General features: G+C 64.8%; 21 protein-coding genes. 8 read left to right on the forward strand and 13 right to left on the reverse strand.

Annotated elements, in window-relative coordinates; all coding sequences use genetic code 11:
• The 7 genes from corA to VH499_RS11225 all read right to left on the reverse strand — a co-directional run.
• On the reverse strand, positions 1 to 1,040 hold a 1,040-nt coding region (corA, locus tag VH499_RS11195; protein ID WP_332052810.1), incomplete at its 3' end, for a magnesium/cobalt transporter CorA.
• A gap of 23 nt (positions 1,041 to 1,063) precedes the next feature.
• Positions 1,064 to 1,348, reverse strand: a complete 285-nt coding sequence (locus VH499_RS11200; protein WP_332052811.1) for a putative quinol monooxygenase — start codon at positions 1,346 to 1,348, stop codon at positions 1,064 to 1,066.
• Positions 1,349 to 1,361: 13 nt separating this feature from the next.
• Entirely contained in the window at positions 1,362 to 1,853 is a 492-nt protein-coding gene (locus VH499_RS11205) for a MaoC family dehydratase (protein ID WP_332052812.1), read from the reverse strand.
• The gene (locus VH499_RS11210) at positions 1,850 to 2,545 is read right to left on the reverse strand and encodes a glutathione S-transferase N-terminal domain-containing protein (protein WP_332052813.1); all 696 of its coding nucleotides are present in this window, start codon (positions 2,543 to 2,545) and stop codon (positions 1,850 to 1,852) included. Before VH499_RS11210 ends, VH499_RS11205 begins: the two co-directional genes overlap by 4 nt.
• A gap of 7 nt (positions 2,546 to 2,552) precedes the next feature.
• The gene (gene mmsB / locus VH499_RS11215; protein ID WP_332052814.1) at positions 2,553 to 3,434 is read right to left on the reverse strand and encodes a 3-hydroxyisobutyrate dehydrogenase; all 882 of its coding nucleotides are present in this window, start codon (positions 3,432 to 3,434) and stop codon (positions 2,553 to 2,555) included.
• 17 nt (positions 3,435 to 3,451) lie between these two features.
• Positions 3,452 to 4,519 (reverse strand): enoyl-CoA hydratase/isomerase family protein, encoded by a 1,068-nt coding sequence (locus VH499_RS11220; protein ID WP_332052815.1) that lies wholly within the window; start codon positions 4,517 to 4,519, stop codon positions 3,452 to 3,454.
• 8 nt (positions 4,520 to 4,527) lie between these two features.
• A complete protein-coding gene (locus VH499_RS11225; protein ID WP_332052816.1) occupies positions 4,528 to 5,667 on the reverse strand; it encodes an acyl-CoA dehydrogenase family protein in 1,140 nt (379 codons plus the stop codon).
• A gap of 66 nt (positions 5,668 to 5,733) precedes the next feature.
• On the opposite strand from VH499_RS11225, the gene VH499_RS11230 reads away from it, so the two are divergent.
• Genes VH499_RS11230 through VH499_RS11240 form a run of 3 tightly spaced genes read left to right on the forward strand, consistent with a single transcriptional unit; the run spans position 5,734 to position 7,699 of the window.
• Entirely contained in the window at positions 5,734 to 6,171 is a 438-nt protein-coding gene (locus tag VH499_RS11230) for a hypothetical protein (RefSeq protein WP_332052817.1), read from the forward strand.
• Positions 6,172 to 6,189: 18 nt separating this feature from the next.
• Positions 6,190 to 7,200, forward strand: a complete 1,011-nt coding sequence (gene hemB / locus VH499_RS11235) for a porphobilinogen synthase (protein ID WP_332052818.1) — start codon at positions 6,190 to 6,192, stop codon at positions 7,198 to 7,200.
• Between the two features lie 10 nt (positions 7,201 to 7,210).
• Positions 7,211 to 7,699, forward strand: a complete 489-nt coding sequence (locus VH499_RS11240) for an NUDIX hydrolase (RefSeq protein WP_332052819.1) — start codon at positions 7,211 to 7,213, stop codon at positions 7,697 to 7,699.
• A gap of 19 nt (positions 7,700 to 7,718) precedes the next feature.
• On the opposite strand, the gene VH499_RS11245 is transcribed toward VH499_RS11240, so the two are convergent.
• Positions 7,719 to 8,552 carry an isocitrate lyase/phosphoenolpyruvate mutase family protein gene (locus VH499_RS11245; RefSeq protein WP_332052820.1) on the reverse strand — a complete coding sequence of 278 codons (834 nt, stop codon included), beginning with the start codon at positions 8,550 to 8,552 and terminating at the stop codon, positions 7,719 to 7,721.
• Between the two features lie 101 nt (positions 8,553 to 8,653).
• Here VH499_RS11245 and VH499_RS11250 point away from each other — a divergent pair, with 101 nt between their 5' ends.
• On the forward strand, positions 8,654 to 9,562 hold the full coding sequence (locus VH499_RS11250; RefSeq protein WP_332052821.1) for a LysR family transcriptional regulator: 909 nt from the start codon (positions 8,654 to 8,656) through the stop codon (positions 9,560 to 9,562).
• Here the strand turns inward: VH499_RS11250 and VH499_RS11255 are convergent.
• Positions 9,498 to 10,556 carry a YheT family hydrolase gene (locus VH499_RS11255; RefSeq protein WP_332052822.1) on the reverse strand — a complete coding sequence of 353 codons (1,059 nt, stop codon included), beginning with the start codon at positions 10,554 to 10,556 and terminating at the stop codon, positions 9,498 to 9,500. The two genes, VH499_RS11250 and VH499_RS11255, sit on opposite strands and share 65 nt — an antisense overlap.
• Complete coding sequence (locus VH499_RS11260; protein ID WP_332052823.1) at positions 10,553 to 11,413, reverse strand: YheT family hydrolase; 861 nt, start codon at positions 11,411 to 11,413, stop codon at positions 10,553 to 10,555. Before VH499_RS11260 ends, VH499_RS11255 begins: the two co-directional genes overlap by 4 nt.
• A gap of 175 nt (positions 11,414 to 11,588) precedes the next feature.
• Here VH499_RS11260 and VH499_RS11265 point away from each other — a divergent pair, with 175 nt between their 5' ends.
• From VH499_RS11265 to VH499_RS11275, 3 genes are read left to right on the forward strand one after another with little or no spacing between them, the layout of a single operon-like run.
• Positions 11,589 to 12,464: a DMT family transporter gene (locus VH499_RS11265; protein WP_332052824.1), complete on the forward strand. Its 876-nt coding sequence runs from the start codon at positions 11,589 to 11,591 to the stop codon at positions 12,462 to 12,464.
• 9 nt (positions 12,465 to 12,473) lie between these two features.
• Positions 12,474 to 13,631 (forward strand): CoA transferase, encoded by a 1,158-nt coding sequence (locus tag VH499_RS11270; protein WP_332052825.1) that lies wholly within the window; start codon positions 12,474 to 12,476, stop codon positions 13,629 to 13,631.
• 2 nt (positions 13,632 to 13,633) lie between these two features.
• Positions 13,634 to 16,093 carry a penicillin acylase family protein gene (locus VH499_RS11275; RefSeq protein WP_332052826.1) on the forward strand — a complete coding sequence of 820 codons (2,460 nt, stop codon included), beginning with the start codon at positions 13,634 to 13,636 and terminating at the stop codon, positions 16,091 to 16,093.
• A gap of 23 nt (positions 16,094 to 16,116) precedes the next feature.
• On the opposite strand, the gene VH499_RS11280 is transcribed toward VH499_RS11275, so the two are convergent.
• Both VH499_RS11280 and VH499_RS11285 read right to left on the reverse strand, forming a co-directional pair.
• Entirely contained in the window at positions 16,117 to 16,959 is an 843-nt protein-coding gene (locus VH499_RS11280; protein WP_332052827.1) for a TauD/TfdA dioxygenase family protein, read from the reverse strand.
• Positions 16,960 to 16,964: 5 nt separating this feature from the next.
• Positions 16,965 to 17,768, reverse strand: coding sequence for an enoyl-CoA hydratase/isomerase family protein (locus VH499_RS11285; RefSeq protein ID WP_332052828.1), 804 nt, complete (start codon positions 17,766 to 17,768; stop codon positions 16,965 to 16,967).
• A gap of 36 nt (positions 17,769 to 17,804) precedes the next feature.
• Between VH499_RS11285 and mepA the strand changes: the two genes are divergently transcribed.
• Positions 17,805 to 18,656: a penicillin-insensitive murein endopeptidase gene (gene mepA / locus VH499_RS11290; protein WP_332052829.1), complete on the forward strand. Its 852-nt coding sequence runs from the start codon at positions 17,805 to 17,807 to the stop codon at positions 18,654 to 18,656.
• 19 nt (positions 18,657 to 18,675) lie between these two features.
• Here mepA and VH499_RS11295 read toward each other — a convergent pair whose 3' ends face one another.
• Positions 18,676 to 19,407, reverse strand: coding sequence for a hypothetical protein (locus tag VH499_RS11295; RefSeq protein ID WP_332052830.1), 732 nt, complete (start codon positions 19,405 to 19,407; stop codon positions 18,676 to 18,678).

A 19,407-nucleotide genomic window follows, 5' to 3' on the forward strand; every position in this document is an offset into this window, starting at 1 on the left:
AAGAACAGCCCCATGACGACGATCGCCGTGAGCACCCAGAAGAACAGGTAGCCATGCCTCCAGCCCAGCTCCGGCATATTGCCTGCCTCCCGGTCGAAGTTCATGCCGTAGACACCGGCGAGGAACGACAGCGGCATGAAGAAGACCGTGATCACCGCCAGCGTCTTCATCACTTCGGACATCCGGTTGGAGGCCTGCATCAGGTAGACTTCCATCAGGCCGTTGCACATCTCGCGGTAGCTTTCGAGCAGGTCGAGCACGGCGATGGAATGGTCGAAGCAGTCGCGCAGATAGGTGCGGGTGTCGGCGCTGATGACTGGCGTCTCGGGGCGCATCACCGCGAGGATGGTCTCGCGCTCCGCCCATTGCAGGCGGTGAAACGTCACGAGCGCGCGCCGGGCCTGATGGATATGGCTCAGCGTCGTCTTGGTCGGATGACCGAGCGCCTCGTCCTCCAGGAGCTCGAGGTGGTTGGCCAACGCTTCGATCAGCGGGAATTTGCGGTCCACGACAAGGTCGATCAGCGCATAGACAAGGTAGTCGATGTCCAGGGTGCGCAGCCGGGAGCCAGTCACCTGCAGGCGATCCCGCACCGGCTTGAAGATGTCGAGCTTGTGGTCGTGAAACGAGATGACGTAGTTGTCGCCAAAGAAGATGCTGACCTGACGCACCCGGATCTCGCCGTCCTCGTAGGCCGGGTCGTTGAGCACGATGAAGCCCTGGCCATCGTAGATGTCGAGCTTGCTCCTTTGGTGGGCATGGAACACGTCTTCCAGGGCGAGCGGATGCAGATTGAAGGCCGTGCCGAGGTCGTGCAGCATCTCCGAGCTGGCGCGGCCGGCGACATCGATCCAGGTGTGGCCGGGCGTGCCGAGATGAAACTGGCACTCGTCGACTTCGACGCCGTGCAGGACCTCGCATTCTTCCGGCGTGTATTCGACCAGCGTGAAATCGAGCGCCTCGTCGACGACAGGCGCACGCCCTGTCAAGAGGCCCGGCGCGGTCCCCGGAGGCGTATGACGGTGAACGAGGGCATCCATGGGGCTGCGCTTCCCGGAGGCGGTCAGACCTCCTTCATCACCTGCACCTCCGGGCGGCCGGCGAGATAGTCGCCGAGCTTGCGTCCCAGTTCCTTGAAATGCGGTGCTGCGCGATGAGCATCCAGCGCTGCCTGATCGGTGTAGCGCTCCAGCATGACATAGACGTTGACGTCGTCGGTCTTGTGCAGGGCATAGAGCTTGTTGCCCGGCTCGTCGGCCTGAACCTTGGCCTGCAACGCCTTCATGGTCGCCTCGAAGTCGGCGTTGGTCCCGGCCTTGACGGTGAGCTTCGCGATGACGCCGATCATGTGGCTTTCCCCTCTATTGCGGTCGTTTCCTCACAAGGTACTTGTGTTCGCCGTCACATACCAGCACACCGGCCTGATTGTGAATCGTGAGCTTCATGGTCACGACACCCGTCGCGCGACCCCCTTTCAGCTCGGTGACCTCCAGCATCGGATAAAGCGTGTCGCCACAATAGACGGCTTTCAGGAAACGTGAAGACTGCTCCAGGAATCCAACGAGCGAGTCGCCGATGAAATGCGGGAAGATGCCGCCGCCGGCGGCCCCCTGAATGGCCACCTGCAGGCCATGGGCCAACAGATCGCGGTGGCCACGGGCCTTGCAGTATTCGCGATCGTAGTGGATCGGATGATTGTCGCCACTCGCCGACTGGAAGGCAGCGAAAAGTGCTTCAGTCTGCGTGCGCGAGTTGATGTAGAACCTGCGCCCAACCTCGAGGTCCTCGAACCAGTGCGTCGGACCGAATCGATGTTCGGCGGGATCGAAAGGCTTGCCCGATTGCTCGCTCATGCTACGGCCGTCTTCGCCTTGCGTCCGAAGCCGTCGAACAGGTCGAGCATGCGCTCGCGCCAAGCCCAGACGATGTCCTCCTTGTCCAGGAGCTCGAGATCCCTCGCGAAGGAGCGCGGCCATAGAAGGCTGCCGAACAGGATGTAGTCGGCATAGGCCGGCGCAGTGCCGGAAAGGAACGGCTGCTCCTTCATCACACGGCGGACTGGCTCGAGCGCCTGCCGGAAAGCCACCACACCCTTCTCGCGGGCGTTCTTCTGGACGGTGGCAAAGTCGGTCGTGCCGAGCCGCTTGCCACGCGATTCGATGATGTAGTCTCTGTCCTGCGGTCGCACGGTCTGCGGCATGTCGCCCACGACCATTGGAAAGATCAGGATGTGAAGCGAGGTATCCGCCCAGCCGTTGACGAAGCGTGCATGAGCCTTGGCCGGATCGTCGGGGAACAGCGGCTTCCCGGGATAGGCCTTCTCGAGATGCAGGGCGATCGCCCAGCTATCCTTCACGACATGCGTGCCGTCATGGATCACCGGCACGGTCTGGGACTGCGCAAAGGCGATCTTGTCCTTCTCGGTGAAGCCCATCGGCTCGTCGCGCCAGACGAGCCCCTTGTGCTTGAGCGCAAGCTTGGTCCGCCAGCAGAAGGGACTGGGGCGAACGTCGTTGTCGAAGACCAGATCGTAGAGCGTGATCACGCCAACCTCACTTGCCGTCGAGCATCCTGACAATGCCGGAGAAGTCCTTGGCGCCGTTGCCGCCGTTCACGAACAGGCTGAAGAGCTGCGCTGCCTCGGCACCGAGCGGCGTCGTCGCGCCGGCGGCCGACGCCGCCTGCTGTGCGAGCATCAGGTCCTTCAGCATCATCGCTGCCGTGAAACCCGGCTGGTAGTCGCGATTGGCCGGTGACGTCGGCACCGGTCCTGGCACCGGGCAGTAATTGGTGAGCGACCAGCACTGGCCGGACGCCGTCGAGGCCACGTCGAACAGCTTCTGCGCATCGAGTCCGAGGCGCTTGGCCAGCATGAAACCCTCGCTGACGGCGATCATCGAGACGCCGAGGATCATGTTGTTGCAGATCTTGGCGGCCTGGCCGTTGCCGCTGCCGCCGGCATGGACGATGTTCTTGCCCATCTTCTCCAGGATCGGCCGCGCCTTGGCGAAGGACGAGTCGGAACCACCGACCATGAAGGTTAGTGTACCCGCGGTCGCGCCGCCTACGCCGCCCGACACCGGGGCATCGATCATCTCGTGGCCGCCTTTCCGGGCCAGCGCTCCGACATGACGCGCGCTTTCGACGTCGATGGTGGAGCAGTCGATCAGCAACACCCCCTTCTTGACATTGGGCAGCACATCCTTCTCGTAGACCTCGCGCACATGCTTGCCTGCCGGCAGCATGGTGACGACGATCTCCGCGTCCTTGACGGCTTCGGCGGCGCTCTTGGCTTTGTGCGCCCCCTTCTCGACCGCCGCTGCGACGGCCGCATCCGACAGATCGAACGCCGTCACCTGATGCTGGGCCTTGCAAAGATTGGCCGCCATCGGGCCACCCATGTTGCCGAGACCGATAAAGGCGATCTTCGCCATGGCTTCCTCCTCGTCCGCTAGTCGAAGAACAGGTCGTTCGACACCGGCTTGAAATGTTCGTCGACCATCGCCTGCGTGACGCCTTCGATGTTCGAAGGGTTCCATTTGGGCTTCTGGTCCTTGTCGATCAGCAGCGCGCGCACGCCTTCGAAGAAGTCATGCCCCTCCTGCATACAGCGCTGCGACATGCGGTATTCGATCGTCATGGTGTCCTCGAACGACCGGTTGGCGCAACGCCTGAGCTGCTCCAAAGTGATGGCCATCGAGGTCGGCGAAAGCTTCATCAGCGCGGCGAGTTGCCTGTCGGCCCATTCGCCGTGCCGCTTCTTCAGCTTGGCGACGATTTCAGACAGCGATTCGGCCGAAAAGCACCGGTCGATGTCCTGCATCAGCGCCGGCAGCGCCGGTACGCCGGGATCCTCGGCAAAGCGGCCAACAATCTTGTCGACCTTCCTGTTGCCATCGGGACCGGAAAGATCGGCCGCCGCCAGCGCCGCCTGCAGCTCGCCGAGCTTTGCGCTCGGCACATGAGCTTGGACGATGCCAGCCCACACGGCATCGGCGGCCTTCAGGCGATGGCTGGTGAGCGCCAGGAACGTTCCGAGCGCCCCCGGCAGGCGCGACAGGAAGTAGCCGCCGCCGACATCGGGAAAGAGTCCGATGGTGGTCTCGGGCATGGCGAACAGGAACTTCTCGGTGGCAATCGAATGCGTGCCATGCACCGAAAGGCCCACGCCTCCGCCCATGTCGATGCCGTCGATCATGGAGATCCACGGCTTGGCGAAGCGGTAGATGCGCCGGTTGACGATATATTCATCGCGAAAGAAATCGCGGCGCGTAGTGCCCGAGGGATTGTCGCGCATCTCGCGATAGAGGCCGGTGACGTCGCCGCCCGCGCAAAAGGCGCGATCGCCCGCCCCGCGCAGGATCACGGCCTTGATGGCGTCATCCTTCTCCCATCGCGGCAGGACCCTTTCCATTTCCAGGATCATGCGGTGCGACAGCGAGTTCAGCGCCTTCGGCCGGTTGAGCGTGATGACGCCCAGGCCGTCCTTTACCTCGAATAGTATTTCCGCTTCCGCCATTCCACTCGCTATCCCATCAACAGACGCCGCGAAATGATCACGCGCATGATCTCGTTGGTGCCCTCGAGGATCTGATGAACGCGCAAGTCACGCAGATAGCGCTCGATGGGAAAGTCCTTCAAGTAGCCGTAGCCGCCATGCAGTTGCAGCGCCTCGTTGACGACGCGGAACCCGACATCGGTCGCGAAGCGCTTCCCCATCGCGGCCGCCTGTGTCGCCTCGGGCGACTTGGCGTCGAGCAGCGCCGCCGCGCGCCAGATCAGGAGGCGCGCGGCATCGAGTTCGGTCGCCATGTCGGCGAGCTTGAACTGCGTCGCCTGGAAATCGGCGATCGGTTTGCCGAACTGCTTGCGCTCGACGACGTAGCGCGAGGCCGTCTCGAGGCAGGCGCGCGCACCGCCCAGCGAGCAGGCGCCGATATTGATGCGCCCGCCGTCGAGTCCCATCATCGCGATCTTGAAGCCATGCCCTTCCGGGCCAAGCCGATTGGCGACCGGCACTTTGCAATTCTCGAAGATCACCGATGCTGTCGGCTGACTGTTCCAGCCGAGCTTCTGCTCCTGCTTGCCGAACGAAAGACCCGGCGTGCCGTTCTCGACCACGAGCGTCGAGACACCACCCGCACCCGGTCCGCCGGTGCGCAGCATCACCACGTAGATGTCGCTGCGGCCGCCGCCCGAGATGAAGGCCTTGGTGCCGTTCAGGATGTAGTGACCGCCCTCGAGCTCGGCCCGCGTTGCGAGTGCCGCGGCATCGGAGCCGGCGCCCGGCTCGGTCAGGCAGTAACTCGCGAAATGCTCCATCGAGCAAAGCCTGGGCAGGAAGCGCCGGCGCTGCTCATCGTCGCCGAAACCGTCGATCATCCAGGCAGCCATGTTGTGGAGGGAGATGTAGGCCGCCGTGCTGGGGCAGGCGGCCGCCAGCTCTTCGATGATCAGCGCGGCATCGAGCCGGTCGAGCCCGCTGCCGCCGACATCCTCCTTCACATAGATGCCGCCGAAGCCCAGTGCCGCCGCCTCGCGCAAGACCGCGTCCGGGAAAATCTTCTCGGCATCCCAGCGCGCGGCCTGGGGCAGCATCCGCTCGGTCGCGAACTGGCGGGCGGTGTCGCGGAAGGCCTCCTGATCCGCGGAAAGTGTGAAATCCATGCGCGGCGGATCATATCGGGGGGCCCCCCCCTGTCAACGAACCCGCGGGACGCCTAAGGTTCCGCCATGAAATGGCAAAACCTGACCGAGAGCGAGGCGGCGGCGCTTCCGGAAGCACGGCTTGGCGGCGACCTTCTCGTCGTTCTGCTCCTGGCCGCCCTCCTTTTCGTGCTCGAACTTGCTGGTTGGCTCTTCGCTCTCGATCGGCTGCTCGGAATCGGCTCGCGGTACACCGTGGCGGTGAGTTTTGCCGGCCTGCTTTCGCTCGTGTTTGTCGTGATGACCCTGCTGCGTCTGCGCCAGACACCGGTCATCGTCTGCGCCGGCCTCGTCGTCTGGATCCTGTATCGAGGCGGCGTCGCCGTGAGCTACGGCGCGGTGGCGCACTGGCCGCTGTTCGTGGACATGACGGGCGAGCTCATCCTCGCGACGGGCTTCTGCGCCTACATGGCGACCGGCCTGCGACCCAATGCCTATTATCGGCGTCGCATCCGCGCCCTCTGAGCGGCTATAAGACCGGCCATGTCGAAACGTTTCACGACCCTCGGCCGATTCCCTACCACACGGCTGCGCCGCAACCGCCGTGAAGACTGGTCGCGTCGGCTGGTCGCCGAAACCAGGCTCTCGGTCGACGACCTGATCTGGCCGGCCTTCGTTCAGGAAGGCTGGAACCAGCGGACACCGGTCGAGTCCATGCCCGGCGTCGACCGCCTCAGCGTCGATCTTTTCGTCGAAGCCAGCAAGCAGGCCCGTGACCTCGGCATTCCGGCGCTTGCGATCTTTCCCGAGACCGACCCCAAGGCCAAGACCCCGGATGGCCGCGAGGCTTACAACCCGGGCAATCTCGTTTGCCGGGCCATCACCGCGGTCAAGAAGGCTGTTCCGGACATCGGCATCGTCTGCGACGTTGCGCTCGATCCCTTCAACAGCGACGGCCATGACGGCATCGTGCGCGACGGTTACGTGCAGAACGACGAAACGCTCGACGCGCTCGTCAAGCAGGCAATCGTACAGACCGAGGCCGGCGCCGACATCCAGGCGCCGTCCGACATGATGGACGGCCGGATCGGCGCGATCCGCAAGGCGCTCGACGACAAGGGCTACGTACATACCCGGATCATGTCCTATGCCGCCAAGTACGCCTCGGCGTTCTACAATCCTTTCCGCGATGCTATCGGCAGCTCGGGCGCGTTGAAGGGCGACAAGAAGACCTACCAGATGGACTATGCCAACTCCGACGAGGCGCTGCGCGAGGTCGGCTTCGATATCGAGGAAGGCGCCGACATGGTGATGGTGAAGCCCGGCTTGCCCTATCTCGATATCGTTCGCCGGGTGAAGGACGCCTTCGGCGTGCCGACCTACGCCTACCAGGTGAGCGGCGAGTACGCGATGCTGAAGGGCGCGGCCGAGCGCGGCTGGCTCGACTGGAACAAGGTGCTGATCGAGACGCTGACCGGTTTCAAGCGGGCTGGTTGCGACGGGATCCTCACCTACGGCGCGATCGACGCGGCGAAACTGCTCGAGAACCGATGAACGTTCGAGCATGATCGAGCGTCCATCGGCGCGGCTCATCCTGCTCGATCCGCAGGATCGCCTGTTCCTGTTCAAGGTCCACAATCCGGCCGTCTACGACCCGGCGGACCCGTTCCACGACCCGTTCTGGGTGATGATCGGCGGCATGGTCGATCCCGGCGAGGACTATGCCGAGGCGGCGGTGCGCGAGGCGCGGGAGGAAACCGGCCTCGTCGTCGAAGCCGACGTGCGCTGGGTCTGGTCGCGCGAGCGCGTCATGCAATGGCGCGAACGCAAGGTGCTCCATCGCGAACGGTTCTTCCTCGGTCGTGTGGAAACGACGGCCATCGACACGTCGGGCCTCGACGAGCGCGAGAAGAGCTGGACCCTCGCCCATCGCTGGTGGCCGCTCGACGAGATCGCGACGTCGCCCGAGCGTTTCGAGCCGACCGACCTCGGGCTGCGACTGAAGCGTCTGCTGCGCGACGGCCCGCCCGCCGAGCCGATCGTTCTCGAGTGAATGGCCGCGGCGAAATTCGTTAGACGGGCGCGCCTGTTTCGAACAGTCGGCGCAGATCGCCAACGCCTGCCATATCGCGCATCCAGGCGAATGAGCCCTGCTCCTTCATGGCGTGTCCGGCCTGGACGAACGTCGCGAGCGCCAGGCGCGAAAGCGCCCCGCCGACACTGATCCGCTTGGCACCGGCCTCGGCCAGATCCGCTGCAGTGACACCCGGATCGAGCCAGCCGGTCACCACATTGAACGGGCGTTTCACGGCCCCAACCATCTGGCGCACCTCCGCCAGGTTTCGCAGGCCGGGCGCGTAGAGCACGTCGGCGCCCGCCTCCTGATAGGCACGCAAGCGACGGATCGTGTCGCCGAAATCGTGGCGCCCGTGCAACAGATTTTCGGCACGCGCCGTGAGCATGAACGGCACCGGAAGCGAGTGTGCCACCTCGGCCGCGGCACGGACCCGCGCCACCGCCAAGTCGAAGTCATATATGCCGTCCTTTGGATCGCCGGTCGCGTCTTCGATCGATCCGCCGACGGCGCCCGCTTCGGCGGCGAGGCGGATCGCGCCGGCGGCCTCTGCCGGTGCATGGGCAAAGCAATTCTCGAGATCGACACTGACGGGAAGATCGGTCGCCTCGGCGATGGCGCGGCAGTTTGCGATCACCTCGTCTCGGGTCACCCTGCTGTCGGCACGGCCCAGGCCGTTGGCCACCCCCAAGCTCGTCGTCGCCAGAGCCTCGAACCCCAACGCCGCCAATATCCTGGCGGTGCCGGCGTCCCACGGATTGGGAATGATGAAGGCGCCCCGCCGTTCATGCAGGGTACGGAACATCGAGGCTTTCTCGGCCTGGCTGCGCATCGCGTCTCTCCATGCTTCTTGCATCGAGTTCAACATTCCTGCGCTGGCATGTTCCTGTAAAATGCATAGTACTTGCCATCAGGATCAGAAATACTGATCCAATGGACTTCGAAGAGATCTGCACCTTCACGACGATTGCCGCGCTCGGGAGCTTCACTGCCACCGGGCAGAGATTGCACCGCTCGCAGCCCGCCATCAGCCGGCGACTGGCGCTGCTCGAACAGGAGTTGGGCGCGCCCTTGCTCGAACGGATTCGCGGACGCGCGCAGCTCACGGAAGCGGGCCACGCCTTCCTCCCGCATGCGGAAGCAGCGCTCGCAGCGCTGCGGGACGGCCGCGACGCCGTGCGCGATCTCAGCTCCGGCCAATCGGGCGCAATCTCACTGGCTCTGGTGGGCACTCTTGCGGATACCCATATCATCGATGCCTTGCATCGCTTCGCACGTCGGTCGAAGGACGTCCGCCTCGAACTTCGCACCGCCTCGAGTACGGAGGTCACGGATCTGGTGCGTCGCGGCGAGGCCGATCTTGGATTGCGCTATTTCGCCATCGATCGGCCCGAACTCGTGTCATTGAACGCCGGGTCCGAAGAAATGCTGGTCGTCGCGGCGCCCACCCATTCTCTCGCCGGTTGCCGCATCCGCAATGCCCGCCCGCTCGCGCGCGAACGGTGGATCGGCTTTCCGCCGGCGGCTGGAGAGCGAGATTCGTCTGGCAATGTCCTGGTTCGCCAGTTGATCCGCGCCGGCCTCGACGCCACCGCAGTGACCTTGATCGACAGCCTCACCGCGCAGAAGCGGCTGGCGCAGGCCGGCTTCGGCTTGGCGCTCGTCCCCGAAAGCAGCGTCCGCGACGAATTGCGCCGAGGAGTTTTGGTCGCCCTCGACATTCCCGTGATGGCGACCTCCATTCCCATCACCGCGATCCATCGCCGCCGGGGCTATCTCAGTCGCGCCGCCAAGCTGTTGCTGTCGTTGCTGACGTCGCCAAGGCAACGCTCGAAGGTCTAACGCTCGGCTGCGAATCGGCGCACGCATAGGTGCCGAAGAAGGTCGCGACAACAAGGTCGCTCCAAGGGCGATGGTCGCCAGCGCCATGGAAGCCGACATGGCCGCCGCGGTCGGTCAGCACCGGGATGAGCGCCTTGTTCCCCGCCCAATCGTAGCTGCTGTAGAGCGGTCCCGGAATCCATGGGTCGTCGAGCGAGGCAAGCACCAGCGTCGGAACACGGATAGCAGGCATGAATCGCACCGGCTTGCAGCGTTCATAGTAGTCCTCGGCGCCGTCAAAGCCATGGCGTGGCGCGATGAAGCCTTCATCGTAGTGCCAGATCGTCTCGGCACCGAGGACGTTCGCGCGCTCCTTTCGCGAGAGCTGTGCCCCCTCGCCCGTCGCCTCGCGTTTCATCTCGGCAAGGATGTAGCGATGGTAGAGTCTATTGCGCGGCCGCATCATGTTCCGACAGGTGGCCGAGAGGTCGATGGGTGCCGACACGCTGGCGGCGGCGACGAACGGTGCGGCGGCACCTTCCTCACCGAGATACTTCAGCAGCATCGCGCCGCCCAGCGAATAGCCAACCACCGCCAGTCCTTGTCGGGTCAGCTCGGTCGGCAGCAACGACACGAGCTCGCGCAGATCCTGGCTGCGGCCGGCGTAGTAGTGGCCGCGGCACGTCGCCCGCGACGGCCCGGCTCCGCGAAGATTGAGACGCAGCACGCAGTAGCCGCGCTCCGTCAGCAGCCGTGCCTGACTCTGAACGTAGAGGCTCTGCTCCCAGCCGGTCAACCCATGGATCAGGAGGACGAGCGGTCGCGCCGGTTGCGCCGTCGCCGGACGATCGAGCGAGGCAAGCAGCACATCGCCGTCATGCAGGCGAAAGGAAAGCCGCTCGCTGCAGCATGAGTTCGGCGCAAACGGCGCGGCCCGCAAGCGGCCGGCCAGCGTTTGCAGGTCCGCACCCCACCAGGGAAAGCGCTGTCGAAAAGGCGGCAGATCGAAGCTCACGCCGCCATGCTATCAATTCGCTCGAGGAATTTCTCCAGCGCGAGGTCGCACCATGGGCGGTTGCTGGCGTCACCGTGGAATCCCACGTGACCGCCGGTCGGAGTCAGCACCGGCAGCAGCCAGCGATTGTCGTCCCACCTGAAGGCCTGATAGTGGGTAATCGGAATCCAGGGATCGTCGCAGGCCGCCAGGACCATGGTCGGGACGCGGATCTCCGGCATGTAGCGCAGCGGCGCACAGAGGTCGTAGTAATCGTTGCCGCCACGATAGCCGTAGCGCGGTGCGATGAAGCTGTCGTCGTATTCCGGCACGGTGCGCGCGTTGCGCACGGCCTCGCGCTCTTGAGCCGAGAGCCGTGCTCCTTCGCCCAGCGTCTCGGCCTTCACGCCATTCAGGATATAGGCGTGATAAAGCCGATTGCGCGGCCGCATCATTTGCTTGGCGGTCGCGATGAGGTCGATGGGCGCGCATACGCTGGCAGCCGCGCGCAGCGGCGCGAACGCACCTTCCTCGCCGAGATATTTGAGCAACATGGCTCCGCCCAGCGAATAGCCGATGGCGACGATGCCGTTCCTTGTCAGCTCCTCCGGGAGCTGCCACAGCACGCGACGAAAATCGGCAGTACGGCCGACGTGATAGATTTCGCTGCAATAGGGCCGCGACGGGCCTGCCCCTCTCACATTGAGGCGAAGCACGCGATAGCCACAATCGAGAAGATGGCGCGCCGCGCTCAGTACGTACACGCTGGTCTCGCAGCCTGTCATGCCGTGGATCAGGATGATGAGCGGATGGCCATCGATCGGCTCCGCCGGCTGGTCCAGCATGCCGAGGAGGATATCGCCGGTGCGATCGGCCATCGGAAAGCAGACACGCTCGCTCTGATGCGGCGACAGATCCGACAGCGACGTTCGCAGCAGTACAGAAAGCGTTTGCAGATCCGCACCCCACCATGGAAAGCGTGGCCTGAACGGCGGCAAATCCAGGGATTCGATAGACGGGGGCACGGCAGATCCGTATTCAGCTTTGTCAGTTATGAAAACGCGCTCTTCTTCGCAGAGTTCCGCCACGCTTGGCGTCGTCTACGCCGTCGGCGCGGCGATCGTCTTCAGCACTGCCGGAATCATCGTACGGCGTATCGCGTTGCCCGCATGGGATGTGTCGTTCTGGCGCTCTATCCTGCTGGTTGCCACGATATTGCCCCTGATCCTGCTGCAATGGCGCCGTGTTTTGATCGATATCCGCAGTGCCGGCTCCGCATTGGTGCTGAGCGCGTTCATGCTCGCGGGCAGCTTCATCGCCTTTATTCTTGCCCTCGGGCTCGCGCCGGTCGCCAATGTACTGATCGTCTTTGGCGCAACGCCTTTCGTCACGGCTCTGCTCGCCCGCCTGTTCCTCGGCGAACCGATCCACCGCCACACCATCGCGGCAATGACGGCGGCCGTTGTCGGCCTTGGCCTGAGCGTGGCCGGATCGCTGAAAGCGGGTGCCCTGCTCGGCATGACGGTGAGCGCCGGCGTGACTCTGTGCATGAGTTTCAACTATGTGATCGTGCGGCATCGTCGCGACATCGGCATGGTTCCCGCGCTGGCGCTGGCCGGCGCCATTTCGGCCATCGTGGCCTTCCCCTTTGCCGATCCTGCCGCTGCAACGGGCTCAGACCTTGCCTGGCTGGTGGCGCTCGGGCCGGGCCAGTTGGCTGCCGGGCTGCTTCTTTACCTGGCGAGCCTCAAGCGCATTCCAGCCGGGCGTGCGGCCCTCCTCGGTCTCCTCGAGCTGGTGCTGGGCCCGATCTGGGTGTGGGCAATCGAGGGCGAGCGGCCGAGCGACCTCACGCTTGCCGGCGGCGCCATCGTGATCGGCGCGGCCGCGGCAAACGTCTGGCTGGATTCGCGGCGGCCCACTGGCTAAGAACCCGCCATGACCCAGAAGACCAAAGGCCCGCTGTCGGGCATCACCGTCGTCGATCTCTCGCGCATTCTCGCCGGTCCCTACTGCACCTTGCTGATGGCCGAAATGGGCGCGCGGGTGATCAAGGTCGAATCGCCCAAAGGCGGCGACGACGCGCGTGCCTATGGGCCGTTCGTGAAAGGCAAGTCCACTTATTTCGCGTCCGTCAATCGCGGCAAGGAAAGTATCGCGCTCGACCTCAAGAGCGAGGCGGACCGCGCCATCTTCGAGAACCTCCTCGCCAAGGCCGACGTGGTGGTCGAGAATTTCCGGCCCGGAACGATGGAGAAGCTGGGCTATGGGTGGGATGCGCTGCATGCCAGGTACCGGCAGCTGATCTATGCCTCGGCGTCCGGCTTCGGTCACACGGGTCCCAATTCGCGGGATCCCGCCTACGACATGGTGGTTCAGGGCATCGGCGGCATCATGAGTATCACCGGCTCGGAAGGCGGCGAGCCGGTGCGGGTCGGCATGTCGATCGGCGACATCGGGGCCGGCCTCTATACGGCAGTTGCGGTCAATGCGGCGCTGGTCCATCGCCTGAAGACGGGCGAAGCGACCAAGGTCGATATCGGCATGTTCGACTGCCAGATCGCCCTCCTCGAGAACGCGGTCATGCGCTACACCGTCGAGGGCGAGGTACCGGGTCCGCTCGGTGCGCGCCATCCCACCATCGTGCCGTTCCAGGCATTCAAGACCGCCGACGGCGCCATCATCATCTCCGCCGGCAATGACGGCCTGTTCGCCAAGATGTGCAATGCGCTCGGTCTCCCGGCGATGGCGGCGGATCCCGAGTACAAGACCAATGCGTTGCGGCAGAAGAACCATGGCAGGCTGCAAGGCGAGATCGAAGGCCTGCTGCGAACGAAGCCCACAGCGCACTGGCTGTCGGTGCTGTCGAAGGCCGACATTCCCTGCGGTCCCATCAACAACGTCAGGCAGGCGCTGGCCCACCCGCAGGTGGCGGCACGCAACATGCTGGTCGAGGTGCCGGACGGCAGTGGCGGCATGCTGAGGCTCGCCGGCAACCCGCTCAAGATGTCGGCCTTCGACGATCCGACGACCCGGCCGCCGGCGCCCGATCTCGACGCCGACCGTGAGGCGATCCTCTCCTTCATCGGCCGCTAGACGTGGGGGCTTCCGCGGCCCGCAGACCGGCATCGTTTGCCGCGCGGCTCGGCGTCGGGTTTGCCAAGTTGCTGGGCGCGCTCGCGGTGGCGCTCGTCGTGTTCGCGGTCGGCATCTATTTCCAGGTGCGCGGCGCGCTGCCGCCTTACAGCGGCAAATTCCAGGTACAGGGACTAAGGGCCCCGGTCGAGATCCTGCGCGATAAGAACGCCGTGCCGCACATCATCGCCGGCTCGATCGAGGACGCCATCTTCGGGCTCGGCTTCGTGCATGCCCAGGATCGTTTCTGGCAGATGGAATTCATGCGCCGTCTGGGCCAGGGTCGTCTGTCGGAAATCCTGCCGCCTGCGCTCGTCGGACAGGGCATTGTCGCGACCGACCGCACCATGCGCGGCCTCGGCCTCTATCGGGCCGCGCAGGACAGTGTCGCCGCCTTATCGCCAAGTGCACGCGCCATCCTCGACTCCTATGCCGCCGGCGTGAATGCCTGGCTGGCTGACGACGATCGCCGGTTCGGCCTCGAGCTCACATTGGTGCACCTGCTTACCGCCGGCCGCTACGAGCCCGAAAAATGGCAGCCGGCTGATTCGATCGTCTGGCAGAAGTTGATGGCGCTGACGCTCGATGGCAACTGGCGCGCCGAACTCCTGCGGTCGCTGGAACTACGCAAGATCGGCGAGGACGGCGTGAAATTCCTGATCGAGCCGTCCGGCGAGAGCCGCGATGCAACGCTCTCACTGGTCAACGAGGCACTCCAGGGGCTCGACCTCGAGCGGCTCTACCGCGCCACCGACAACATTGCGACGCGCAAGCGCGAGGCCTCGAACGAATGGGTGCTGTCGGGCGCCCACTCCGTGTCGGGCAAACCCCTTCTGGCCAACGATCCGCATCTAGGCTTCGGCTTCCCGGGGCTCTGGTACCTTGCACGTCTGGTCGGACCCGGATTCGACATCCGCGGCGCTTCTGCCCCAGGCGGCCCGGGTATCGTGCTCGGCCACAACGCCAGCATCGGCTGGGGCTTCACCACGACCAATCTCGACAGCCAGGATCTCTTTATCGAGCGCATCGATCCGACCGATCCCAACCGCTACCTGACGCCGGACGGCGCGCGGCCGTTCGGCGGACGCGACGAGACGATCAACGTCCTCTGGGGCCAGCCCGTCCAGATGCACATCCGCAGCACGCGGCACGGCGTTGTGATCAACGACTTCATGAGTCGCTCCGACGAAATTGCCGCGCCGGGCCACGTGCTTGCGCTTCAGGCGACGGCGCTCGATGGCGCCGATACCTCGATCGAAGGCTTCATCCGGATCGGCCTTGCCCAGAACTGGGACGATTTCCTGACCGCGACACGCAAGATCATCACCCCGATGCAAAACATCGTCTATGCCGATACGTCGGGAAATATCGGCCTCGTGGCACCCGGCCGCGTGCCGATCCGGCGCAAGGGCGACGGCTCCCTGCCCTCGCCCGGCTGGGCCGGTGACTACGACTGGGCAAGCTTCGTGCCGTTCGACGAGCTGCCGCGCACCTTCAATCCCGCGAGCGGCATCATCGTCAACGCCAACGCACGCCTGGTGCCCGACGACTATCGCCATTTCATCAGCCGCGACTGGGCCGAACCCTATCGCCAGCGCCGCGCCAACCAGCTCCTGCGCGAGGTCGAACGCCATCCGGTCTACGGGATGATCGCGATCCAGGCGGACAACCTGTCGCCGGACGCCGCGGAGATCCTGCCCGTGCTGCTGAAGGTGCCGCCACGCAACGCACGTGCCGCCACGGTGCAGGACATGATGAGCCGCTGGAACCGGTTCATGCTGGCGGATCGGCCCGAGCCCCTGATCTATACTGCCTGGCTGTTCGAACTGCAGCGCGAGCTTCTGGCCGACGAACTGGGCGACGATCTTTATAGCGATATGGCCGCGCCGAACGTACCGCTGTTGCTACGGATCCTGCGCGATCGGCCGCAATGGTGCGACGATCGTAGCACCACGGCCGTCGAAACTTGCGGCGACATTATCGCGAGATCGCTCGATGCGGCGCTGAACGGCATCAGCGACCAGCAGGGCAACGACATCGATACGTGGCGATGGGGCCAAGCGCACGACGCCGCCCATAGGCACCCGCTGTTCGACGGGATACCCGTCCTGCGCGATCTCGCCTCGGTGCGCTATCCCGCGGACGGCGGCGCCCAGACCCTGAACCGCGCCACGCCCGCCTTCCGGGGCCCTCGACCGTTCGAGGCTATACACGGCGCGACCTATCGCGCGGTGTATGACTTCAGCGACCTCGACAATAGTCGCTTCGCCATTCCGCTCGGCCAGTCAGGCAACATGTTCTCCCGCTGGGCGCACAGCTTCCTCACGGGCTGGCGCAATTTCGGCTATGTCTCGATCGCTGGAACTCCGGCGGAACTCGAACGCAGCTCCGTCGGCACGATCAACCTCAGCCCGGCCCACTGATCCGACGACACCACGCCGGGCTGCTACCTCGGCTTGTCGCCGGCCAGCGTGATGCGATGCATCACGCGGCGGAAGCCGTGATAGTCGTTGATCGGATTGTGCATCGCGCATCGATTGTCCCAGAAGGCAAGCGAGCCGGGCTCCCAGCGGAAGCGGCAGGTGAATTCCGGCTGAACCTGGTGCTGCCACAAGAACCGCAATAGCGACAGGCTTTCCGCCTCGGTCCAACCCTTGATGCAGGCGGTGTGGGCGTCGCTCGTATAGAGCGCCCTGCGCCCCGTCTCGGGATGGGTGCGCACGATCGGATGCTCGGCTTGCAACATCTTGGGTGTCGCCCCGGCACCGGCTTGCCTGAGAGCATCCTCCCGCGTGCGTGTTACATCCGCCTTGGACGACGAGCTGATGCCGATGAGCCCCTCGAGCGTTCGCTTGAGTCCATCGGACAACGCCTCGAAAGCGAGATACTGGTTGGCGAACATCGTGTCTCCCCCATAGGGCGGCACTTCGCGCGCCAGCAGCATGCTGCCCATCGGCGGCTCGGGCAGATAGGTGGTGTCGGAATGCCAGATGCCGCCGAAATTGTTGCGCTCGTGCTCGAGCTTCACCACCGGCGTGACCATGGGCGCATCGGGTAGACCCTTGAGCTGCGGATACTCGATCGGCGTGCCGAAGCGGCGGGCAAAGGCAAGCTGCTGTTGCGGCGTCGCCTTCTGACCGCGCAGGAAGATGACGAGATGGTCGAGGAAGGCACGGCGGACCTCGGCAACCACATCGTCGTCGAGGTCGCGCACCATGTCGACGCCGGAAATCTCGGCGCCCAGTGCCCCCGCGATCGGCCTCACCTCGATATGCCGGTAATTGCGCATGGCCTTTACCCCTTCGTCCACGACGGCGCAGTCTTCCTCATGAAGGCCTCGATGCCCTCGCTCGCCTGCGGCCGGCGCAGCAGGGCGACCAGGCTGTGAGCGGCATCGTCCAGGACTGACCGATCGTCGGATGCAGCGGTCGAGAGCACCAGGCGTTTCACTGCCGCCAGCGCTTGAGGTTCGAGTTTCAGGGTGTCCTCTATCACGCCTTTCAACGTCCGATTGAGATCCGCCGTCGTCGTGCAGACATGCCGGCCGACGCCCAGCCGATGGGCTTCGGCGGCATCGATGACCCGTGCCGTCAGCGCGAGATCGCGGGTCGGGCCTTCGCCGATGCGGCGCACGATGAAGGGCAGAATCTGCGAGGGAATGAATCCGGCCTTCGGTTCGGGCAAGCCGAACCGGGCGCTCTCGTGCAGGATCACCACATCGGAACAGCAGACCATGCCGAAGCCTCCGCCGACTGCCGAACCCTCGACCACCGAGACCGTGGGCTGCGGCACGCGGTTCAGCGCCAACAAGGCATCGCCGAACTGGCGATAGCTTGCGACCAGCGGATCGACGACACCGTCGGCCGGCTCCGGCGGCATGTCCGCCATGACCGCGAGATCGCCGCCGGCCGAGAAATGGCCGCCTGCCCCGCGCAGTACCAATACGCGACATTCGCCGTCGCTTGCGACGCGCTTGAAGGCGTCTTCGAGCTCCAGCATCATCGCCTGCGTGAGCGCATTGCGCCGCTCCGGCCGGTTCAGCACCAGCCGTGCCACCGCGCCCTCGCGCGTCAAGGTGATGTTGGAGTAGTCGGCCATGGGCAAAGTGTCGACGAGCGACTATCCTTGCGCAAGATGAAGCGTCTCGTCATTTCGCTGATCGCGCTGCTGAACTGTGCCGCCTTCGACTGGTCCGACGTGAAGACACCGGCGCCGGGTCCGACGCAATCGATCGGCTTCTACTCGGCCGGCTGCATCCAGGGAGCCAGGCCTCTTCCCTTCGACGGCGTCGGCTACGAAGCGATCCGTATCAGCCGCAACCGCTACTGGGGCCAGCCCGTCACCCTGCAATTCATCGAGACTCTGGGCGCCAGGATGCACGCCGCCGGCCAGGCGCCACTTCTGATCGGCGACATCGGCCAGCCGCGCGGTGGGCCGGCGCCGACCGGCCATGCCAGCCACCAGGACGGCCTCGACGCCGACATCTGGTTCGAGCGCCAGGCGGGCCCGCGGCTGGCGCCGACCGAACGCGAGCATCCGCGTCTGCGGTCGCTGGTGCGCGACGACATGAGCATCGACGACGGGGTTTTCGGCCCGCAGCATGTGCAGCTCCTGAAAGTTGCCGCCGAGATGCCTCATCTTGACCGCCTGTTCGTGAACCGGTGGATCAAGGCCAGGCTTTGCCACACCGTCACCGGCGACCGCAGCTGGCTGCGCAAGCTCGTGCCCTGGTACGGGCACGATGCCCACTTCCATGTGCGGCTTTACTGCCCGCCTGGCAATCCGCAATGCCAGCCGCAGGCCGACTATGCCCGCGATGACGGGTGCGGTGCCGCCCTCGACTGGTGGCTCCAACAGCCGCCCGTCGTGTTCCCTGCCGACGACGTTCCGCCGACCAAGCCCTATCGCCCGAAGCTGCCGGCCGCATGCGCCGCCATCTTGCATGCACCCTCGCAAGACCTCCCCGTCACGATGACGGGCAAGTAGCGACGAGCCCGGAGGGTCTTTACAAATCGATATCGACGATGACCGGCGCATGGTCGCTGAGACCGGCGGTACACCAGCTTTCAAACGTGCCGATGTCGACCCGGGCCTTGCCGATCCAGTCCGCCGGCAGGAACACATAGTCGATGTGATAGGTCGGCCCAGCCTTGGTGCGGTCGCGCCAGTACAGTGTCGGGACGCTTTCCTGGCCATGCAACTCACCGCGCACGGCGTGCCAGGCACTCACCAGACCGAATTTTTCTTCCAGGATCTTCACCTTTGTCGAGTGGTTGATGCGCCAACCGGGTTTGTCCCAGATCGTATTGCTATTGAGGTCTCCCGCGACGATCGCAGGCCGGACGGTCAGAAAATCCCGGTAACGTGACAGGCTTCGGCGCAAGGGCCCGGACTGATGTTTGCGAATGCTGCCCGCGCTGGCGTTCTGCGCCCACACCGCCAGAAGATTGCATTCCCTCGGGCCGTCGACGTGCACCGGAGCGATGTAGCGCAGCGCCGGATGATAGCCATCGGCGAGCCGAACGGCGTAGCCATTGAAAGCGAACACCGCCAGTCCCTTGTGCGGATTGCTGCCGATCCATACCGGCGCGCTCTCGATCCATATCGCCTTCGACCGCAGGCGCAGCCGCTCGGGCTCGGCGCATTCGCAAATCACCGCGATGTCGGGCCGCAACGCCAGCAGTCCCTCGACCTTGCGATCGAATGCCATGTTGCAATTCCAGGCGACGATCCTCAT

The organism is Reyranella sp., from assembly GCF_036558665.1.
In the GTDB taxonomy this organism is placed as follows: domain Bacteria; phylum Pseudomonadota; class Alphaproteobacteria; order Reyranellales; family Reyranellaceae; genus Reyranella.

What these genes read in the sequence shown, in the direction of transcription:
- VH499_RS11200 (WP_332052811.1), bottom strand. Translation starts at nt 1,348, where the DNA reads ATGATCGGCGTCATCGCGAAGCTCACCGTCAAGGCCGGGACCAACGCC.
- VH499_RS11205 (WP_332052812.1), bottom strand. Translation starts at nt 1,853, where the DNA reads ATGAGCGAGCAATCGGGCAAGCCTTTCGATCCCGCCGAACATCGATTC.
- mmsB (WP_332052814.1), bottom strand. Translation starts at nt 3,434, where the DNA reads ATGGCGAAGATCGCCTTTATCGGTCTCGGCAACATGGGTGGCCCGATG.
- VH499_RS11220 (WP_332052815.1), bottom strand. Translation starts at nt 4,519, where the DNA reads ATGGCGGAAGCGGAAATACTATTCGAGGTAAAGGACGGCCTGGGCGTC.
- VH499_RS11225 (WP_332052816.1), bottom strand. Translation starts at nt 5,667, where the DNA reads ATGGATTTCACACTTTCCGCGGATCAGGAGGCCTTCCGCGACACCGCC.
- VH499_RS11230 (WP_332052817.1), top strand. Translation starts at nt 5,734, where the DNA reads ATGAAATGGCAAAACCTGACCGAGAGCGAGGCGGCGGCGCTTCCGGAA.
- hemB (WP_332052818.1), top strand. Translation starts at nt 6,190, where the DNA reads ATGTCGAAACGTTTCACGACCCTCGGCCGATTCCCTACCACACGGCTG.
- VH499_RS11240 (WP_332052819.1), top strand. Translation starts at nt 7,211, where the DNA reads ATGATCGAGCGTCCATCGGCGCGGCTCATCCTGCTCGATCCGCAGGAT.
- VH499_RS11245 (WP_332052820.1), bottom strand. Translation starts at nt 8,552, where the DNA reads ATGCGCAGCCAGGCCGAGAAAGCCTCGATGTTCCGTACCCTGCATGAA.
- VH499_RS11250 (WP_332052821.1), top strand. Translation starts at nt 8,654, where the DNA reads ATGGACTTCGAAGAGATCTGCACCTTCACGACGATTGCCGCGCTCGGG.
- VH499_RS11260 (WP_332052823.1), bottom strand. Translation starts at nt 11,413, where the DNA reads ATGGCCGATCGCACCGGCGATATCCTCCTCGGCATGCTGGACCAGCCG.
- VH499_RS11265 (WP_332052824.1), top strand. Translation starts at nt 11,589, where the DNA reads ATGAAAACGCGCTCTTCTTCGCAGAGTTCCGCCACGCTTGGCGTCGTC.
- VH499_RS11270 (WP_332052825.1), top strand. Translation starts at nt 12,474, where the DNA reads ATGACCCAGAAGACCAAAGGCCCGCTGTCGGGCATCACCGTCGTCGAT.
- VH499_RS11280 (WP_332052827.1), bottom strand. Translation starts at nt 16,959, where the DNA reads ATGCGCAATTACCGGCATATCGAGGTGAGGCCGATCGCGGGGGCACTG.
- VH499_RS11285 (WP_332052828.1), bottom strand. Translation starts at nt 17,768, where the DNA reads ATGGCCGACTACTCCAACATCACCTTGACGCGCGAGGGCGCGGTGGCA.
- mepA (WP_332052829.1), top strand. Translation starts at nt 17,805, where the DNA reads ATGAAGCGTCTCGTCATTTCGCTGATCGCGCTGCTGAACTGTGCCGCC.
- VH499_RS11295 (WP_332052830.1), bottom strand. Translation starts at nt 19,407, where the DNA reads ATGAGGATCGTCGCCTGGAATTGCAACATGGCATTCGATCGCAAGGTC.